The organism is Ferrovibrio sp., from assembly GCF_017994015.1.
In the GTDB taxonomy this organism is placed as follows: Bacteria; Pseudomonadota; Alphaproteobacteria; order Ferrovibrionales; family Ferrovibrionaceae; genus Ferrovibrio.
In genome coordinates this window covers 173173-188466 of the sequence record NZ_JAGOLP010000002.1, presented here as the reverse complement: position 1 = coordinate 188466, position 15294 = coordinate 173173, and the positions used below count along the sequence as shown (strand labels likewise).

Genomic DNA, 15294 nt, shown 5'->3' with positions numbered 1-15294 from the left:
CGATCAAAGCGCGTTGATCTTGTCCAGCATGCCCTTGGGCCATTCCTTGGCCAGATCGGAAGCGAGATACTTGTCCTGGGCGAATTTGCGGAAAGCCGCCTGGTTCGGCTCGTAAATCTGCAAACCCTTGGCCTTGAACAGATCCAGCAACTCCTTCTCGCGCGCCTGATGCTTGGCAGCCGAGAAGGCAATGGCGGCATCAGCGGCAGCCTGGAAATTTTTCTGCTGCGCCGCGTTCATGCCGCTCCACACCTTGCTGGACACGGTGAGCAGATCAAAGCCGACCAGATGCGAGGTCAGCACAATCTGCGACATCACTTCATAGAACTTCATGTTCTCGACATTGGGCAGCGGATTGTCCTGGCCGTCGATGGCGCCGGTCTGTAGCCCGGTATAAACCTCGGCATAGGCCATCGCGGTGGGATTGGCGCCCAGCGACGAGCCGAGGAACTGCCAGGCCTCGCCCGGCGGCATACGCAGCTTGATGCCGGCCAGATCGGCCGGGGTGGTGATCTTCTTGTTCGGCTTCAGGCCAAGCTGGCGCGCGCCGAAATAGGTCGGGCCGAGAATGCGCAGGCCGAGCTTGTCCTCGGTCATCGCCTTCATCTCGGCGCCGGCCGGGCTGTTGAAAAACTTGGTCAGATGCTCGGCATCGCGGAACAGATAGGCGGCGGTGAGGATCGACCAGGCCGGAATCTGCTTGGAAATATCCTGCGGCGCGATATTGCCCATTTCCAGATTGCCGCGCTGCAACGCCACCAGTTCGGTGCCTTGCTTGAACAGGTTGCCGCCGTAATAGCCCTCGAACACAAAATCGCCGGCCACGCCTTCGGCGAATTTCTTCATCATCTCGGCGCGGATATCCTGCTCGGAAAACACTGCCGAGAAACGCAGCTTCGGTTTGCCGGCCTGGGCGTGGGCGGTGAGCGCCGGCAGTGTCGCCAGGGCGGCGGCCATGCCGGTGCCGGCCAGGAAGCGGCGGCGGGTGGTGATGTTGTTCATAATCGTTTCCTCCGTTTTTGGTTTTTGGTTTGTTGACGCTAATCAGACAAATTGGGCCTGGCGGCCAGGAAATGCCGCGCCATCGCCGCCGGGTCGGGCGCGATGCCGCTGAACAGTTCAAACGCCTTCACCGCCTGGAAAATCGCCATGCCGGCGCCCGGCAGGGTGATGCAGCCGCAGGCCCGCGCCGCTTGCAGCAAGGCGGTTTCGGCGGGGAAATAGATGATGTCGGCCACCCATAATTCCGGGCGCAGCCATTCTGTCGGGATCGGGCTGCCGGGATAGCTGGCCATGCCCACCGGCGTGGCATTGACCAGGCCATCGGCCTCCGCCAGCGCGGTTTGCGCATCGCCGGCAGCGGCCAGGCGGCTATCGCCCAGTTGCGCCAGCAATTGCGCCACGCGGGCGGCATCCGTGTCATGCACCAGCAGGCGTTCAACACCCAGATCAAGCAGGGCGCGGGCCACGGCCAGGCCAGCACCGCCGGCGCCGAGCAGCAGCACCTGCCGCTTGCGCGCCTGCGGCAAGCCTTGACGGAAACTTTCGGCAAAGCCCCAGCAATCGGTGTTGTAGCCGATACGCTCGCCATGGCGGAACACCACGGTATTGACCGCACCGATGGCGGCGGCTTCCGGCGCCAGCCGGTGCAGTTGCGGCAGCACCTGTTGTTTGTAGGGATGCGTGATATTGAGGCCGGAAAAACCGAGCCATTCGGCGGCATCAAGCAATGTCGGCAGATGGGCGGCAGCAGGCGGCAGGCAGTCGAGATCAATCAGGCGATAGATATAGGGCAGGCCGAGCCGGGCGCCTTCGGCTTCATGCATGTAGGGGGTGCGCGAGGCCTGGATGCCACGCCCGATCAGCCCGACCAGCATGGCAATATTGCCCTGCGGCGGCGCCAGCCTTGACAGGGCGTCCAGCGCGTTCACCCATTCCTCCCGATCCACAACGCCGCTTCCCGACGGCAAAGTCTGTTACCGGGCCGGAAAAAGCGGTATTTGATACCAGTAGTTTCGGCCCTGCCGGGACTATGTACGAACTAGTTCGTCCGCGCAACAGGGAAGTTGCCGGCTGGCCGGCAAGGTAAGGGCAAGAGGCAATGAAAGCGGCGGAGAAAATGGCGAAGCCGGAAATGCCGGCGGCGCGCAGCCCCAATCCAGAGGCGACGCGGCAGAATATCCTGGCGGTGGCGACCGAGGAATTTGCCCGTAACGGCCTGTCCGGCGCCCGGGTGGACGAGATTGCCGCCAAGACCGGCTCGTCGAAGCGCATGATCTATTATTATTTCAAGGACAAGGAAGGGCTGTATATCGCCGTTCTGGAAGAAGCCTATCGCAAGGTGCGCAGCACCGAGGCGACGCTGGACCTGGAACATCTGCCGCCGGTGGAGGCTTTGCGCAAACTGGTGGAATTCACCTTTGATCATCACGGCGCCAATGCCGATTTCATCCGCCTGGTGATGATCGAGAATATCCATCATGGCGATTATCTGGCGCGTTCCGAGGCGATACAGGAGCTGAATGTCTCGGCCATCGGCGAGGTCGAACGGGTTTATAAACGCGGCGTCAAGGCCGGCCTGTTCCGCAAGGGCCTGACCGCCATCGACCTGCATTGGCAGATCAGCGCCCTGTGTTTCTTCAATGTCTCCAACCGCGCCACTTTCTCAAAAATCTTCCGTGTCGATCTTGGCGCCCGCAAGGCCCAGGCCGCCCTGCGCGAGCAGACGGTGGAAATGGTGCTGCGCAACGTGCTGAAAGGCCCGCGCGACGCCTGACCCCGGCCAGCCGTAATCTGTGGCCTTGACCGGAAGCTCAGTCCTTGCCATTCTATGTACGAACTGGTTCGTACATAGAATCCAGAAAGGCCGGGACCATGCCAGAGGTGAAACCGCAGAGCGCCACCGCTCCGATGCTGACCTCTATCGCTACCGTATCGATTAGCGGCACGCTCACCGAAAAGCTGCAAGCCATCGCGGCGGCCGGTTTCCAGGGCGTGGAGATTTTCGAGAATGATTTCCTGGCCTTTGACGCCCCGGCCCGCGAGGTTGGCCGCATGGTGCGCGATGCCGGCCTGAACATCACGCTGTTCCAGCCCTTCCGCGATTTTGAGGGCCTGCCCGAGCCGCAGCGCAGCCGGGCCTTTGAGCGCGCCGAACGCAAATTCGATCTGATGCAGGAACTCGGCACCGACCTGATGCTGGTCTGCTCCAATATCTCACCCTTGGCTTTGGGCGGCATCGACCGCGCAGCGGCGGATTTTCACGAATTGGGCGAACGTGCCGCAAGGCGCGGCCTGCGGGTGGGCTATGAGGCTTTGGCCTGGGGCCGCCATATCAACGACCACCGCGATGCCTGGGAGATCGTGCGCCGGGCGGCGCATCCGAATATCGGCCTGATCCTCGATTCATTCCACACCCTGGCGCGGCGCATCGATCCGAATTCGATCCGCGCCATCCCGAAGGACAAGATCTTCATCGTGCAACTGGCCGATGCGCCGCGCATCGATATGGATCTGCTGTATTGGAGCCGGCATTTCCGCAACATGCCGGGCCAGGGCGACCTGCCGGTGCTGGATTTCATGCGCGCCGTGGCCGCCACCGGCTATGACGGCGTATTGTCGCTGGAAATCTTCAACGATCAGTTCCGCGGCGGTTCACCGCGCATGATCGCCATGGATGGCCGGCGTTCGCTGGTGGCGCTGATGGATCAGGTGCGGCGGCAGGAGCCGGGCATCGCCATCGCGGTGCCGGAAATGCCGGACCGTATCGCCGTGCAGGGTGTGGAATTCATCGAATTCGCCGCCAGCGAGACCGAGGCGGCAAGTCTGGCGGCCCTGTTCCGCAGCCTCGGCTTCCGCCTGGCCGGCCAGCATAAATCCAAGAATGTCGCCTGGTGGCGCCAGGGCGAGATCAATCTGGTGATCAATACCGAGCCGGAAGGTTTTGCCCATGCCGCCTATCTGCTGCATGGCACGGCGGTATGCGATATCGGCCTCCGCGTTGAGGATGCCGCCGCCACGCTGCTGCGTGCCCGGCAACTGGGCGCCGGCATTTTTGAGCAGGCGGTGGCACCCGGTGAATTGGCCATACCGGCGATACGTGGCGTGGGCGGCGGGCTGCTGCATTTCCTGGATCGCAAAAGCGAACTGGCGCGGGTGTGGGAGATCGAATTCACCCCGGTTGCCGATGACAGCCAGGCGGAAGCCGCTGGCCTGACCCGTATCGACCATGTGGCGCAGACCATGCCGCATGACGAAATGCTGACCTGGATTCTATTTTACACCAGCCTGTTCGCCACCCGCAAAACCCCGCCGGTGGATATTGTTGATCCCGCCGGCCTGGTGCGCAGCCAGGTGATCGAGAATGGCGATGGCAGTTTGCGCCTGACCCTGAACGGCGCCGAGAATGACCGCACGCTGGCCGGTCATTTCCTGGCCGAGCGTTTCGGCTCGGCGGTGCAGCATCTGGCCTTTGCCAGCGACGACATCTTCGCCACCGCCGCCGCCCTCAGCCGCAACGGCTTCAAGCCGCTGCCGTTATCGCCGAATTACTATGACGACCTGGAGGCGCGTTTCGGCCTGGAGCCCGATCTGCTGGACCGGCTGCGCGCCGCTAATATTCTCTATGACCGCGACGAGGCCGGCGAATATTTCCAGCTCTACAGTCCGAATTTCGGCGGCGGCTTTTTCTTCGAGATCATCCAGCGCTGCGGCTATGCCGGCTATGGTGCGCCCAATGCGCCCTTCCGCATCGCGGCGCAGAAACGCCATCTGGCGCCGGCCACTGCCTTATAGCCGTAAAAATATAGTCAATTGTGAGCCATAAGGAAGCGACTATACTGCCGGTCGGGTTTACCCATTTCCGGTATCGACATGAAAAAATTTGCGCCTGTGGTTTTACTTGTGGCCGTGCTCATCCTGGCCGCAGGCGGTGGTGGTTACTGGCTGGGCCGGCAGCAGGCGCAGACCAGCCCGGCGCCACAACAGGCCGCAGCCGGCGAAGCGTTGGAATACCTGCGCCATGCCGTGAAACGCGCCAAGCCGGCGGCGGATGATCCCTATTATTATGTTGATTATGAAGATGATGAGCGTGTGCGCCGGCGCCCGGTGGAACAGGTCTGCCTGGAATTCAGCCACCCGCTGGCCGCCGCCGAGACGTATCAATCCCAGGTCAAGGCCGCCGGCATCGAGCGGCTGAATATCAGCATCGCGCAGCAGGCTTTGTGCCTGGGTGGCTGGCCGGCCAATACCACCAGCCTGGACCTGACCCTGCCGGCCGGCCTGGCTGCGGCCGATGGCGCCCGGCTGGCGCAGGAAGTGCGACTGCGGGTGGATTTCAACCTGCCGGCAACCGAGAAATTTGTCGCCTTTGCCGGCAGCGGTTCGATCCTGCCGCAAGTGGCCGCCACAGGCATTGCCCTGGAAACCCGCAATCTGGACCGTATCCGCCTGCGTGTGCTGCGTGTCACCGATGCCAATGTGATGCGGCAATGGCCGAAGCAGAAGCGCAGCGGCGGCGAGGATGACGAGGATTACTATTACGACAACAGCATCAGCCGGCTGCTGGCCGGCGGCGCCTATGTGGTGTGGGACGGCACCATGGCGGTGCAGAATCGCGGCAATGAGCGTGTTGTCACCAGCTTCCCGCTGACCCGCATCCTGCCTGAGCGCCGCCCCGGCGCCTATCTGCTGGTGGCCGAGGAAGACGGCCGGGCAGCCAACCGCACCTCATTCTATTCTTCCACCCTGCCGGTGACGCGCTGGGTGGTGGAGACCGATATCGGCCTCACCGTGTTGCAGGGCGAAGATGGCTTGCACCTGATCGCGCGCTCCTATGACAGCGCCAAGCCGCTTGGCGGCCTGGATGTGGCCCTGGTGGCGGAGAATGGCAAGGATCTGGGCCGCGCCCGCACCGATCCGGCCGGCCTTGTGCAGTTTGAGCGCAGCCTGTTGCAGGGCCAGGATGGCAACCGGCCGCAGGCGGTGTTTGCCTATGGCGCGGATGGCGCCTTCGCTTTCCTCGACCTGAACCGGCCGGCATTTGATCTGGCGGATCGCGGCGTTTCCGGCCAGCCGGCTTTGCGGCCGATCACGGCTTTTCTCTATGCTGATCGCGGCATCTATCGCCCGGGCGAACGGGTGCAGCTTTCCGCCCTGGTGCGACGTGACAGCGCCGATGCCCTGGCCACGCCGCTGACCCTGGTGATCCAGCGCCCCAATGGCGCCGAATTCCGCCGCCACACCCTGCGCCCCGATGCCGGCGGCGGTGTGCATCTCTCCAGCGAATTGCCGCCCGGCGCGGCACGCGGCCTGTGGAGCGTGCTGGCCTATGCCGATCCCACCGACAAACCGGTTGGCCGGCTCAGCTTTGAGGTGCAGGATTTTGTGCCGCAACGGCTGGCTGTGCGCGGCAGCCTGGATGCGGCGCTTTACGATCCGGCGGCGCCGCCGGCCCTGCTGCTGGATGCACAATGGCTCTATGGCGCCCCGGCCGCCGATTTGCAGGCTTTTGGCGAATTGCGCATCAGCCGCGATGGCACTGCATTTCCGAACTGGCGCGGCTGGCAGATCGGCCGGCATGACGATGCCTTTGAGGATGTGCTGCTGAAACTGGAAGCCGGCAGCACCGATGCCGAGGGCCGCGCCACGATCAAACTGGCCGGCAGCGCGCTGGGCTCAACCTTGCCGCTCAAGGTCAGCACCAGTTTCGGGGTGTATGAGCCGGGCGGGCGGGCCACCGAGGAACGCCTCAGCCTGCCGGTGCGCCATCGGGCGCTGTTCCTGGGCATCAAGCCCGGCTTCGAGGATGGCCGCGTGGCCAATGGCAGCGAAGCTGTGCTGGCAGTGGCGGCGATTGATGCCGAGGGCCGCCAGGCCGAACGCGCTGGTGTGACCTGGCGGCTGGAACGCGAAATCTGGGATTACATCTGGTATCGCGATGAAAAACGCGGCGGGCGCTGGACCTATCGCACCACGGTGCGGCTGGAAGCTTTGCAAGGCGGCGACTGGGCCTTGGCCGCCGACAAGCCGCAGGAATTGCGGTTTGTCACCACACCCTGGACCCGCTATCGCCTCACCGTGGAGGACAAGGCCAGCGGTGCTGCCGCCAGCTATCGCTTTGCCGCCGGCTATGGCAGCAATGCGCCGGACGAGGATATCCCCGACAAGGTGGCGGTGAGCGCCGACAAGCCGCTTTATCCGCTGGGCAGCACGGCGCGGGTGGCGATCAAGCCGCCCTTTGCCGGCGAGGCCATGGTGATGGTGGCCAGCAACCGCATCCTGTGGTCGCAGCAAATCACGCTGCCGGCCGAGGGCGCCAACATCGATGTGCCGGTGGGCGCCGATTGGGGCGCCGGGGCCTATCTGCTGGTGGATCTGGTGCGGCCGCTGCATGGCGGCTCGGCGCGCGATCCGGTGCGCGCCATCGGCCTGACCTGGCTGCCGATTGATAACAGCGCGCGCCAGCTTGCCGTGGCCATGACGGCGCCCGACATCGCCCTGCCGCAAAGCCGCCTGACCCTGCCGGTGGCGATCAGCGGCCTGGCGCCGGGCAGCAAGACCACACTGACCGTGGCGGCAGTGGATGAAGGCATCCTGGCGCTGACACGTTTTGCCAGCCCCGATCCGGTGGAGCATTATTTCGGCAAACGCCGCCTAGGTGTGGATCTGCGTGACGATTACGGCCGCCTGCTGGATGGTCAATTGGGGCCGGCAGGCGCGCTGCGCCATGGCGGCGATGAAATGGGCGGCGCCGGCTTGCAAACCGTGCCGACCAAAACCGTGGCGCTGTTTTCCGGCCCGGTCAGTGTGGATGCCGAGGGCAAGGCCAGCATCGATTTTGAGCTGCCGGATTTTGTCGGCCAGTTGCGGCTGATGGCGGTGGCCTATAACGAAAGCCAGGTGGGGCGCGGCGAGGCCCGGCTGCGGGTGCGCTATCCGCTGGTGGCCGATGCCTATTTCCCGCGTTTCCTGGCGCCGGGCGATACCGCGCGGATGACGCTGTTTGCGCAGAATGTCGACGCCCCGGCTGGTGATTACATGTTCCGCCTCAGCAGCACGGGCACGGTACGGATCAACGGTCAGCCGGAAACAGTGATGGAGTTGCAGCCGCGTGAGGCGCGCCAGGCGGCGTTTGAGATCAATGCCGACACGATTGGCACCGGCACGATACGGCTGGCGGTGAGCGGCCCCGGCGGCATCGGCTTCAGCCGCGAATGGGAAATCGCCAGCCGCTCAGCGCATTACCCGGTGACGCTGGAACAGCGCCACAGCCTGGCGCCGGGCGAAGTATTGACGCTGGCCCCGGAATATCTGGCACCGTTCCATCCCGGCAGTGCCAAGGTGATGCTCAACCTCAGCGCCATCCGGGGCATCGACCTGCCCGGCCTGCTGCAATCGCTGTACCGCTATCCCTATGGCTGCACCGAGCAATTGACCTCGGTGGCCTTCCCGCTGCTCGGCTTTGACGATTTTGCCCTGCTGGGCGCCAGTTCGGCGGCAGAAACCGAAGCGATCCGGCGCCGTGTGCAACAGGCGGTGGACAGCCTGCTCGACCGCCAGGGCGATGACGGCATGATCGGCCTGTGGCGAGCCGGCGACCGCGGCGCCGATTCCTGGCTGATCGTTTATGCGGTGGATTTCCTGCACCAGGCCCGCGAGCGCGGCTATGTTGTGCCCGATGATGCGCTGGCCCGCGCCAAGCGTTTCCTGCGCCAGTTGAGCGAAAACCGCAGCAGCGGCGCCGATGAGGAAATCTATGGTTATGGCCGTGAGGCCCAGGCCAGCCAGCAACGCGCCCGCGCCTATGCGCATTACCTGCTGGCGCGTGGCGGCGAGCCGCAGCGCGATACCCTGCTGCGGCAATTTGGCGATCTGGAACGCAACAATGGCAGCGGCAGTACCGGCGCCTTTGTGGCCGCCACGCTGGCGCTGATCGGCGAGCGCGACCGCGCCCTGGCTCTGTTCCGCCGCAGCATCGCACCGGCTACCGGCCCAGCCGCAGCAAACAACCCCGCCCTGCTGGCCAGCTTCTACGGCTCGGCCTTGCGCGACCAGGCCCTGCTGGTGGCTTTGGCCACCGAAACCCTGGGCACCACCACGGCGGCGCCCTTCCTGGAAGCGCTGGAAAATACCGCGATCAATATTGAACGCCTCAGCACCCAGGAAAAAGCCTGGCTGCTGCGTGCCGCCAATGCGGTGAAACGCAGCGCCGTGCTGCGGCTGGATGATAACGGCCAGGAACGCAGCTTCGGCAATGTGGTAGCAGCCAGCCTGAACCCGGCGGTGAGTGCGATCGGCAGCGGTTATCGCCTTACCAATCTTTCGCCGGCGCCGATCAGCGCCAGCCTGGTGGTGCATGGTGCGCCGCTGACCGCGCCGCGCGCCATGGCCAACGGTTTCAGCCTGAACAAGAGCGTGTTCGACACCGATGGCAAGATGGTGGATCTGAGCGATGCCCGGGCGATCCGCCGGCATGACCGGCTGGTGGTGGTGGTGGAAGGCCAGGTGCGCGACCGGCTGTATCATCAGGCGGTGCTGGCCGATCTGCTGCCGGCGGGCTGGGAGATTGAAACCGTGTTGCGGCCGCCGCGCACCCCGGATGAAGCGCCAGTGCCGTATCCCTGGCTCAAGCCGTTATCGGTGCCGCAGATGCTGGAAGCGCGCGACGACCGCTTTGTTGCCGCCTTCGAGCTGAACAACGCGCAGCGCCAGCAGCGCTTCAGTTTCCTGTTTGAACGCGAGGATGGCTGGCAAAACCGCATTCTCGGCCTGGGCAATGAATTCCGCTTTGCCTATGTGGTGCGGGCGGTGACGGTGGGCCGCTTCACCCTGCCGGCGGCCAGCGTGGAAGACATGTATCGCCCCGAGCGCATGGCGCGCACCGCTGCCGGCAGCATTATGGTGGTGGAATGAAGCTGGCCGGCTTTCTGCTGGCGGGCGCTCTGCTGGTTGGCACCGGCCTGGCCAGTATCGGGCTGGGCTTGGACCGGCTGTTGCCGCTGGATACCACGCGCTACCGGGAGAGCGGCCATCTGGTGCGCGACCGCCAGGGCGAGGCACTGCGTTATCTGCCCGCCCGCGATGGCGTATGGCGGCTGCGCATCTCGCCAGAGCAGGGGCTGGAGCAGGTGGATAGCCAGTATCTGGCCTTGCTGCTGGCCTATGAAGACCGCCGCTTCCATCAGCATCCCGGCATCGATCCGCTGGCGGCGGGCCGCGCCTTGCTGGGCAATCTGCAAGCCGGGCGGATTATTTCCGGCGCGTCCACCCTGACCATGCAGGTGGCGCGGCTGCTGCACCCGCAGCCACGCGGCTGGCAGGGCAAGGCGATGCAGGCTTTCCGCGCCCTGCAACTGGAATGGCATTACAGCAAGGCCGAAATCCTGGCGATGTATCTCACGCTGGCGCCGTTTGGCGGCAATATCGAAGGCGTGCACATGGCCAGCCGGCTGTATTTCGGCAAGGAACCGCACAGCCTCAGTCTGGCCGAAGCGGCTTTGCTGATTGCACTGCCGCAGGCGCCGACCTTGCGCCGGCCGCTGGTCAACCCGGCAGCGGCGCTGGCCGGGCGCGAGCAGGTTCTGCGCCGACTGGCGGCAAGTGGGCAGATCGATGCCGACGGGCTGGCCACGGCGCTGGCGGCGCCGTTGCCGGCCAAGCGCCACCGCCTGCCCTTCCTGGCGCCGCATCTGACCGGCGCCGTGGCCGCGCGCCAGGCGGCGCCGGCCGTGATCGATACCAGCCTGGATGCCGAATTGCAGCGCCGGCTGGAGGGATTGGTGCGGCGTGAGGCCGGCTGGTTCCCCGATCCGGCCAGCATTGCCATCGTGGTGGCGGATCTGCCCAGCCGCAGCATCCTGGCCGCTATCGGCGGGCATGATTTTACCGGTCAGCAGGGCCAGGTAGACATGACCCGTGCTGTGCGTTCACCCGGCTCGGCCTTGAAGCCGTTCATCTATGCGCAGGCGCTGGATGCCGGCCTGATCCATCCGGAAACCGTGATCGACGACCGGCCGACCCGCTTCGGCAGTTATCTGCCGCGTAATTTCGACCGCCATTTCCAAGGCCGCGTCACTATCCGCGACGCCTTGCAGCAATCGCTCAACGTGCCCGCAGTGGCGGTGCTGGAAAGGCTTGGCGCCGGGCAGTTTGTGACTGGGCTGCGGCAATTGGGCATCACCCTGGCGTTGCCGCCGGGGCGTGACGAGGCTGGCCTGGCGGTGGCGCTGGGCGGTGCCGGCATCAGCCTGCGCGACCTGACCGCGCTTTATGCCATGCTGGCCGGCGATGGCGTTTACCACCCGCTGCGCAGTGATGGGGTGGCGCCGGCCGGCAGCGGCCAGGCGGTTTTGCGCCCGGCCGCCGCCCGGCAGATCAGCGATATCCTGGCCGATGCGCCGCGCCCCAACGGCATCCAGGGCAGCGCACATAACCCGGCCGACCGCATCGCCTACAAGACCGGCACCTCCTATGGTTTCCGCGATGCCTGGGCGGTGGGCTATACGGCGCAGCATGTGGTGGGTGTCTGGGTTGGCCGGCCTGATGGCACGCCGCGCCCCGGCGCCTATGGCCGTAACACGGCGGCGCCGATCCTGTTCCAGGCCTTCGACATCCTGGGCGGGCGTGGCAGCATTGCAGCACCGTTCAGCCCCGAGGCGGAAGCCGCCGCGCCGGCCCGGCTGCCGCCGCCGGCCCTGCGCAGCTTTGCGCGCCGCCAGGCCGTTATGGGCCAGGGCGATAGCGGCCAGGACGGCCCGCGCATCCTGTTTCCGCCGGCCCATGTCGAACTGGCCTTGCCGGCGGCTGGCAAACAGCAGGCCGGCAGCGGCGCCGTGGTGCTGGAAGCGCGCGGCGCGCTGCCGCTGCGCTGGTATGTCGATGGCCAGCCGCTTAACAGCGATGCGGCCGGCAGCAGCCAGGGCCGGCAGGTGGAATGGTTGCCGCCGGGGCCAGGATTTTTCCGCATCAGTGTGGTGGATGCCGAGGGCCGCAGCAGCAGCCTGCGCACCCGCCTGGTGGCCGACGAGAAAAGCTGATCACGCTCTAATCCGGCCGTCGTATTTTCGCCCGAATGCACAGGCATTCTGCCCAGCCTGCATTTCCGCTTGGGGGTGCAGGCAAACGGGTGTATGAAGGAATCCGTGTCATAAATCTGTAACATATGATTTGGTCAGGAGTGTTTCACGTCGATGGGTGCCACTGCGCTGCTGCTTGATCTCTGTGCCGGCATTGCCCTGCTGCTCTGGGGGGTACGCATGGTGCGCACCGGCATGACGCGGGCTTTTGGCGCCCGCCTGCGCCGGGTGCTGAGCAGCACCACCCGCAACCGTTTCTCAGCCTTTGCCGCCGGTATCGGCGTTACCGCTTTGCTGCAATCCGCCACCGCCACCGCGCTGCTGGTGGCTTCCTTCGCCGGCCGGCGGCTGATTGCGCCGGTGGCGGCGCTGGCGGTGATGCTGGGCGCCGATGTGGGCACCACGCTGGCGGCGCAGCTTTTGTCGCTGGACCTGCATTGGATGGGGCCGCTGGCTTTGGTGGCCGGCGTGGCTTTGTTCCTCTCCACTGAAACCGGCAACCGCCGCCATGTAGGCCGGCTGCTGATAGGCTTCGGCCTGCTGCTGCTGGCCTTGCGCCTGATCGTGGCCGCTTCCGAACCTTTGCGCACCGCGCCGGCCTTTGCCGCCGCGCTGGCGCCGCTGGAGCAGGAACCTTTGCTGGCGGTGGCGCTGGCTGCCCTGCTGACCTGGGCGGCACATTCCAGCCTGGCCATGGTGCTGATGCTGGCCGGCCTGGCCACCGCCGGCGCAATCAGCGCGCCGCTGGCCCTGGCTTTGGTGCTGGGCGCCAATATCGGCGGCGCCGTGGCGCCGTTTGCCGGCACCGCTGGGCAGCCCGCCGCTGCCCGTCGCGCGCCGCTGGGCAATCTGTTGATGCGTGCGGCAGGCGTGGTGATCGCGCTGCCTTTGCTGCGCTATATGCCCGACTGGCTGGCCTGGTTCGGCGCCGATGGCGCCCGTATGGCAGTGAACTTCCACACGGCGTTCAATATCGCCCTGGCTCTGCTGTTCCTGCCGTTGCTCAACCCGCTGGAAAAGCTGTGCCGCCGCCTGCTGCCGGAAGCGCCGAGCGCCGAGGACGCCACCACGCCGCGCTATCTCGATACCGGCGCGCTTGATAATCCGGGCGTGGCGCTGGCCGCCGCGGCGCGCGAAACCCTGCGCCTGTCGGATATCGTCAGCCGCATGCTGGACGACGCCATCACCGTGTTCAAAACCGACGATGCGCGGCTGGCCAAGGCGGTGGAACAGGCTGACGATCAGGTCGATAAGCTGCATGAGGCGATCAAGCTCTACCTGACGCAGTTGTCGAAGCATGAGATGGATGCCGAGGAAAGCCGGCGCTATGTCGATGTGCTGACCTTCACCACCAACCTGGAGCATATCGGCGACATCATCGACAAGAACCTGATGGAGCTGGCGGCCAAGAAGATCAAGCATCGCCTGCATTTCTCGGCCGAGGGCATGGCTGAACTGGCTGCCTTCCATGGCCGCGTCGCCGGCAACCTGCAAATGGCCTGCAATGTCTTCATGGCTTCCGATGCCAAGCTGGCGCGGCAATTGCTGCAAGAGAAGGCCGGCCTGCGCGAGGCCGAACGCCAGGCCGCCGAGAATCATTACCGCCGCCTGGCCGCCGGCCGCACCGAAAGCATCGAGACCAGCGCCATCCATCTCGATGTGATCCGCGACCTCAAGCGCATCAACAGCCATCTCACCGCCGTGGCCTATCCGATCCTGGAGCAGACCGGCGAACTGACCGCCACCCGGCTGCGCGCCCGCGAGGCCGAGACCAAGGCCGCCAGCGGCAATGCAGGCCATGCCAATCCTGGCCGCGCCAAGCCGGCCTGACAGGCACCGCTGGCGCGATCATTCAATGCAGCCGCCGCGCCGCATGGCATAATGGCGCCATGAGCATGCCTGCCAAAAACCCGCCCAACCATGCCAGTGCCCTGCTCACCCGGCTGGTGCTGCTGGGCCTGGCGGCCGAGAATCCGGCCCTGCTGCCGCCCGATCTTGGCCCGCTGCCCGATGCCTTGCGGCAGGCGCATGTGGATGCCGGGCAAAAACGCCGCCTGCTGGAATATGCCCTGGCGCGTTCGGATGCCGCCACCCTGATCCGTGCCGGGCGCGGCATCTGCCGCCAGGGTTTTGCACCGCCGCTGGCAGTTTTGCTGCGCGCCGCCGATATGGCCGGGCTGGCGCAGCAATGGATGCGGCTGGAGCGGTATTTCCATGCCCGCAACCGCACCCGGCTGACATTTACCGGCAGCAACAGCCTGCGGGCGGAACGCTGGGGCCTGAACGGTCAGGCGCCGGTGCGGGCGGAAAACCTGCTGATCCAGGGCCTGCTCTGGGGTTTGCTGGAGCGTTTCGGCGGCCAGCAGGTGGGTTTGCTGGCCGGGCCGGATGATGCCACCTGGCAGTATACATGGCAGGAGGTGCGACGCCCGGCAGCAGCGGCAGCAATCAGCCAGCGGCTGCCCGAGCCGCCGCCCTTGCCGGTGGGCGCGGCAGGGCAGAAACTGGCGCAGTTTCTCGGCCGCGATCCGGCCCAAAGCTGGCGGCTGGAACAGGCCGCAAGTGCGCTGCGGCAAAGCCCGCGCGGCCTGCAACGGGCCTTGGCTGCCGAAGGCACCAGTTTCCAGGGCCTGCTGCGTGGCCTGCGTATCCGCGAAGCCTGCTTGCTATTGCTGCACGAGGATTGGTCGCTGGCCGAAATCGGCTATGCCTGCGGCTTTGCCGACCAGGCGCATTTCCAGCGCCAGTTCCGCGCCGCCACCAATCTCACCCCGGGCGACTACCGCGCCCTGGGTCAGACGGGTGTCAATCCACAATGAACAGCTTGGCGCCCGTGCTGGTGCTGGAACGGTGCGGCTCGGCATTGTCGGCCACCTGGTAGCTCTGGCCCGGGCCGAGGGTGAAAACCCGGCCATCCTTGAGTTCAGTAACCAACTCGCCTTCCAGCACAAACAGGATATGGCCTTTCACACACCAATGATCGGCCAGATAACCCGGCGTGTAATCCACCCGCCGCACCCGGATCGGGCCGAACTGGCGCGTGCGCCAGGTGGCCATGCCGGTTTCGCCCTGATGCTCGGTTGCCGGCACACTGGCCCAATCGGTGGTGCCAAAGGGAAGCTCGTTGATCTGCATGGTCATAATCCTGGCGGCTGGCGCGGCTTTTCAGCTTTCGATTGCCGTATAATCGGTTTTTTGCCACTTTGGTAGCATTGCGATT

The 15294-nt window shown here is 65.4% G+C and carries 9 protein-coding genes; 6 read left to right on the top strand and 3 right to left on the bottom strand.

Going from position 1 to position 15294, the window contains the following annotated elements; translation table 11 throughout:
* Positions 1–3: 3 nt before the first annotated feature.
* Both dctP and KBB36_RS02595 read right to left on the bottom strand, forming a co-directional pair.
* Positions 4–1002, bottom strand: a complete 999-nt coding sequence (gene dctP, locus KBB36_RS02600) for a TRAP transporter substrate-binding protein DctP (RefSeq protein ID WP_290976437.1) — start codon at positions 1000–1002, stop codon at positions 4–6.
* Between the two features lie 38 nt (positions 1003–1040).
* On the bottom strand, positions 1041–1931 hold the full coding sequence (locus tag KBB36_RS02595) for a shikimate dehydrogenase (RefSeq protein ID WP_290976435.1): 891 nt from the start codon (positions 1929–1931) through the stop codon (positions 1041–1043).
* 188 nt (positions 1932–2119) lie between these two features.
* Here KBB36_RS02595 and KBB36_RS02590 point away from each other — a divergent pair, with 188 nt between their 5' ends.
* The 6 genes from KBB36_RS02590 to KBB36_RS02565 all read left to right on the top strand — a co-directional run bounded on the left by KBB36_RS02590 (position 2120) and on the right by KBB36_RS02565 (position 14893).
* Positions 2120–2776 carry a TetR/AcrR family transcriptional regulator gene (locus tag KBB36_RS02590; RefSeq protein WP_290976433.1) on the top strand — a complete coding sequence of 219 codons (657 nt, stop codon included), beginning with the start codon at positions 2120–2122 and terminating at the stop codon, positions 2774–2776.
* A 98-nt stretch (positions 2777–2874) separates the two neighbouring features.
* Positions 2875–4794, top strand: coding sequence for a sugar phosphate isomerase/epimerase and 4-hydroxyphenylpyruvate domain-containing protein (locus KBB36_RS02585; protein WP_290976431.1), 1920 nt, complete (start codon positions 2875–2877; stop codon positions 4792–4794).
* Positions 4795–4902: 108 nt separating this feature from the next.
* Entirely contained in the window at positions 4903–9912 is a 5010-nt protein-coding gene (locus tag KBB36_RS02580) for an alpha-2-macroglobulin (RefSeq protein ID WP_290976429.1), read from the top strand.
* Complete coding sequence (gene pbpC / locus KBB36_RS02575) at positions 9909–12035, top strand: penicillin-binding protein 1C (RefSeq protein ID WP_290976426.1); 2127 nt, start codon at positions 9909–9911, stop codon at positions 12033–12035. The genes KBB36_RS02580 and pbpC overlap by 4 nt, the downstream gene beginning before the upstream one ends.
* A 153-nt stretch (positions 12036–12188) precedes the next feature.
* Positions 12189–13904, top strand: a complete 1716-nt coding sequence (locus tag KBB36_RS02570) for a Na/Pi cotransporter family protein (RefSeq protein WP_290976423.1) — start codon at positions 12189–12191, stop codon at positions 13902–13904.
* A gap of 59 nt (positions 13905–13963) precedes the next feature.
* Complete coding sequence (locus tag KBB36_RS02565) at positions 13964–14893, top strand: AraC family transcriptional regulator (RefSeq protein WP_290976420.1); 930 nt, start codon at positions 13964–13966, stop codon at positions 14891–14893.
* Here the strand turns inward: KBB36_RS02565 and KBB36_RS02560 are convergent.
* Entirely contained in the window at positions 14880–15209 is a 330-nt protein-coding gene (locus tag KBB36_RS02560; protein ID WP_290976417.1) for a DHCW motif cupin fold protein, read from the bottom strand. The two genes, KBB36_RS02565 and KBB36_RS02560, sit on opposite strands and share 14 nt — an antisense overlap.
* Positions 15210–15294 lie beyond the last annotated feature (85 nt).

Coding starts and splice junctions, on each gene's coding strand:
- KBB36_RS02590 (WP_290976433.1), top strand. CDS start 2,120: ATGGCGAAGCCGGAAATGCCGGCGGCGCGCAGCCCCAATCCAGAGGCG.
- KBB36_RS02565 (WP_290976420.1), top strand. CDS start 13,964: ATGAGCATGCCTGCCAAAAACCCGCCCAACCATGCCAGTGCCCTGCTC.
- KBB36_RS02560 (WP_290976417.1), bottom strand. CDS start 15,209: ATGCAGATCAACGAGCTTCCCTTTGGCACCACCGATTGGGCCAGTGTG.
- pbpC (WP_290976426.1), top strand. CDS start 9,909: ATGAAGCTGGCCGGCTTTCTGCTGGCGGGCGCTCTGCTGGTTGGCACC.
- dctP (WP_290976437.1), bottom strand. CDS start 1,002: ATGAACAACATCACCACCCGCCGCCGCTTCCTGGCCGGCACCGGCATG.
- KBB36_RS02570 (WP_290976423.1), top strand. CDS start 12,189: ATGGGTGCCACTGCGCTGCTGCTTGATCTCTGTGCCGGCATTGCCCTG.
- KBB36_RS02585 (WP_290976431.1), top strand. CDS start 2,875: ATGCCAGAGGTGAAACCGCAGAGCGCCACCGCTCCGATGCTGACCTCT.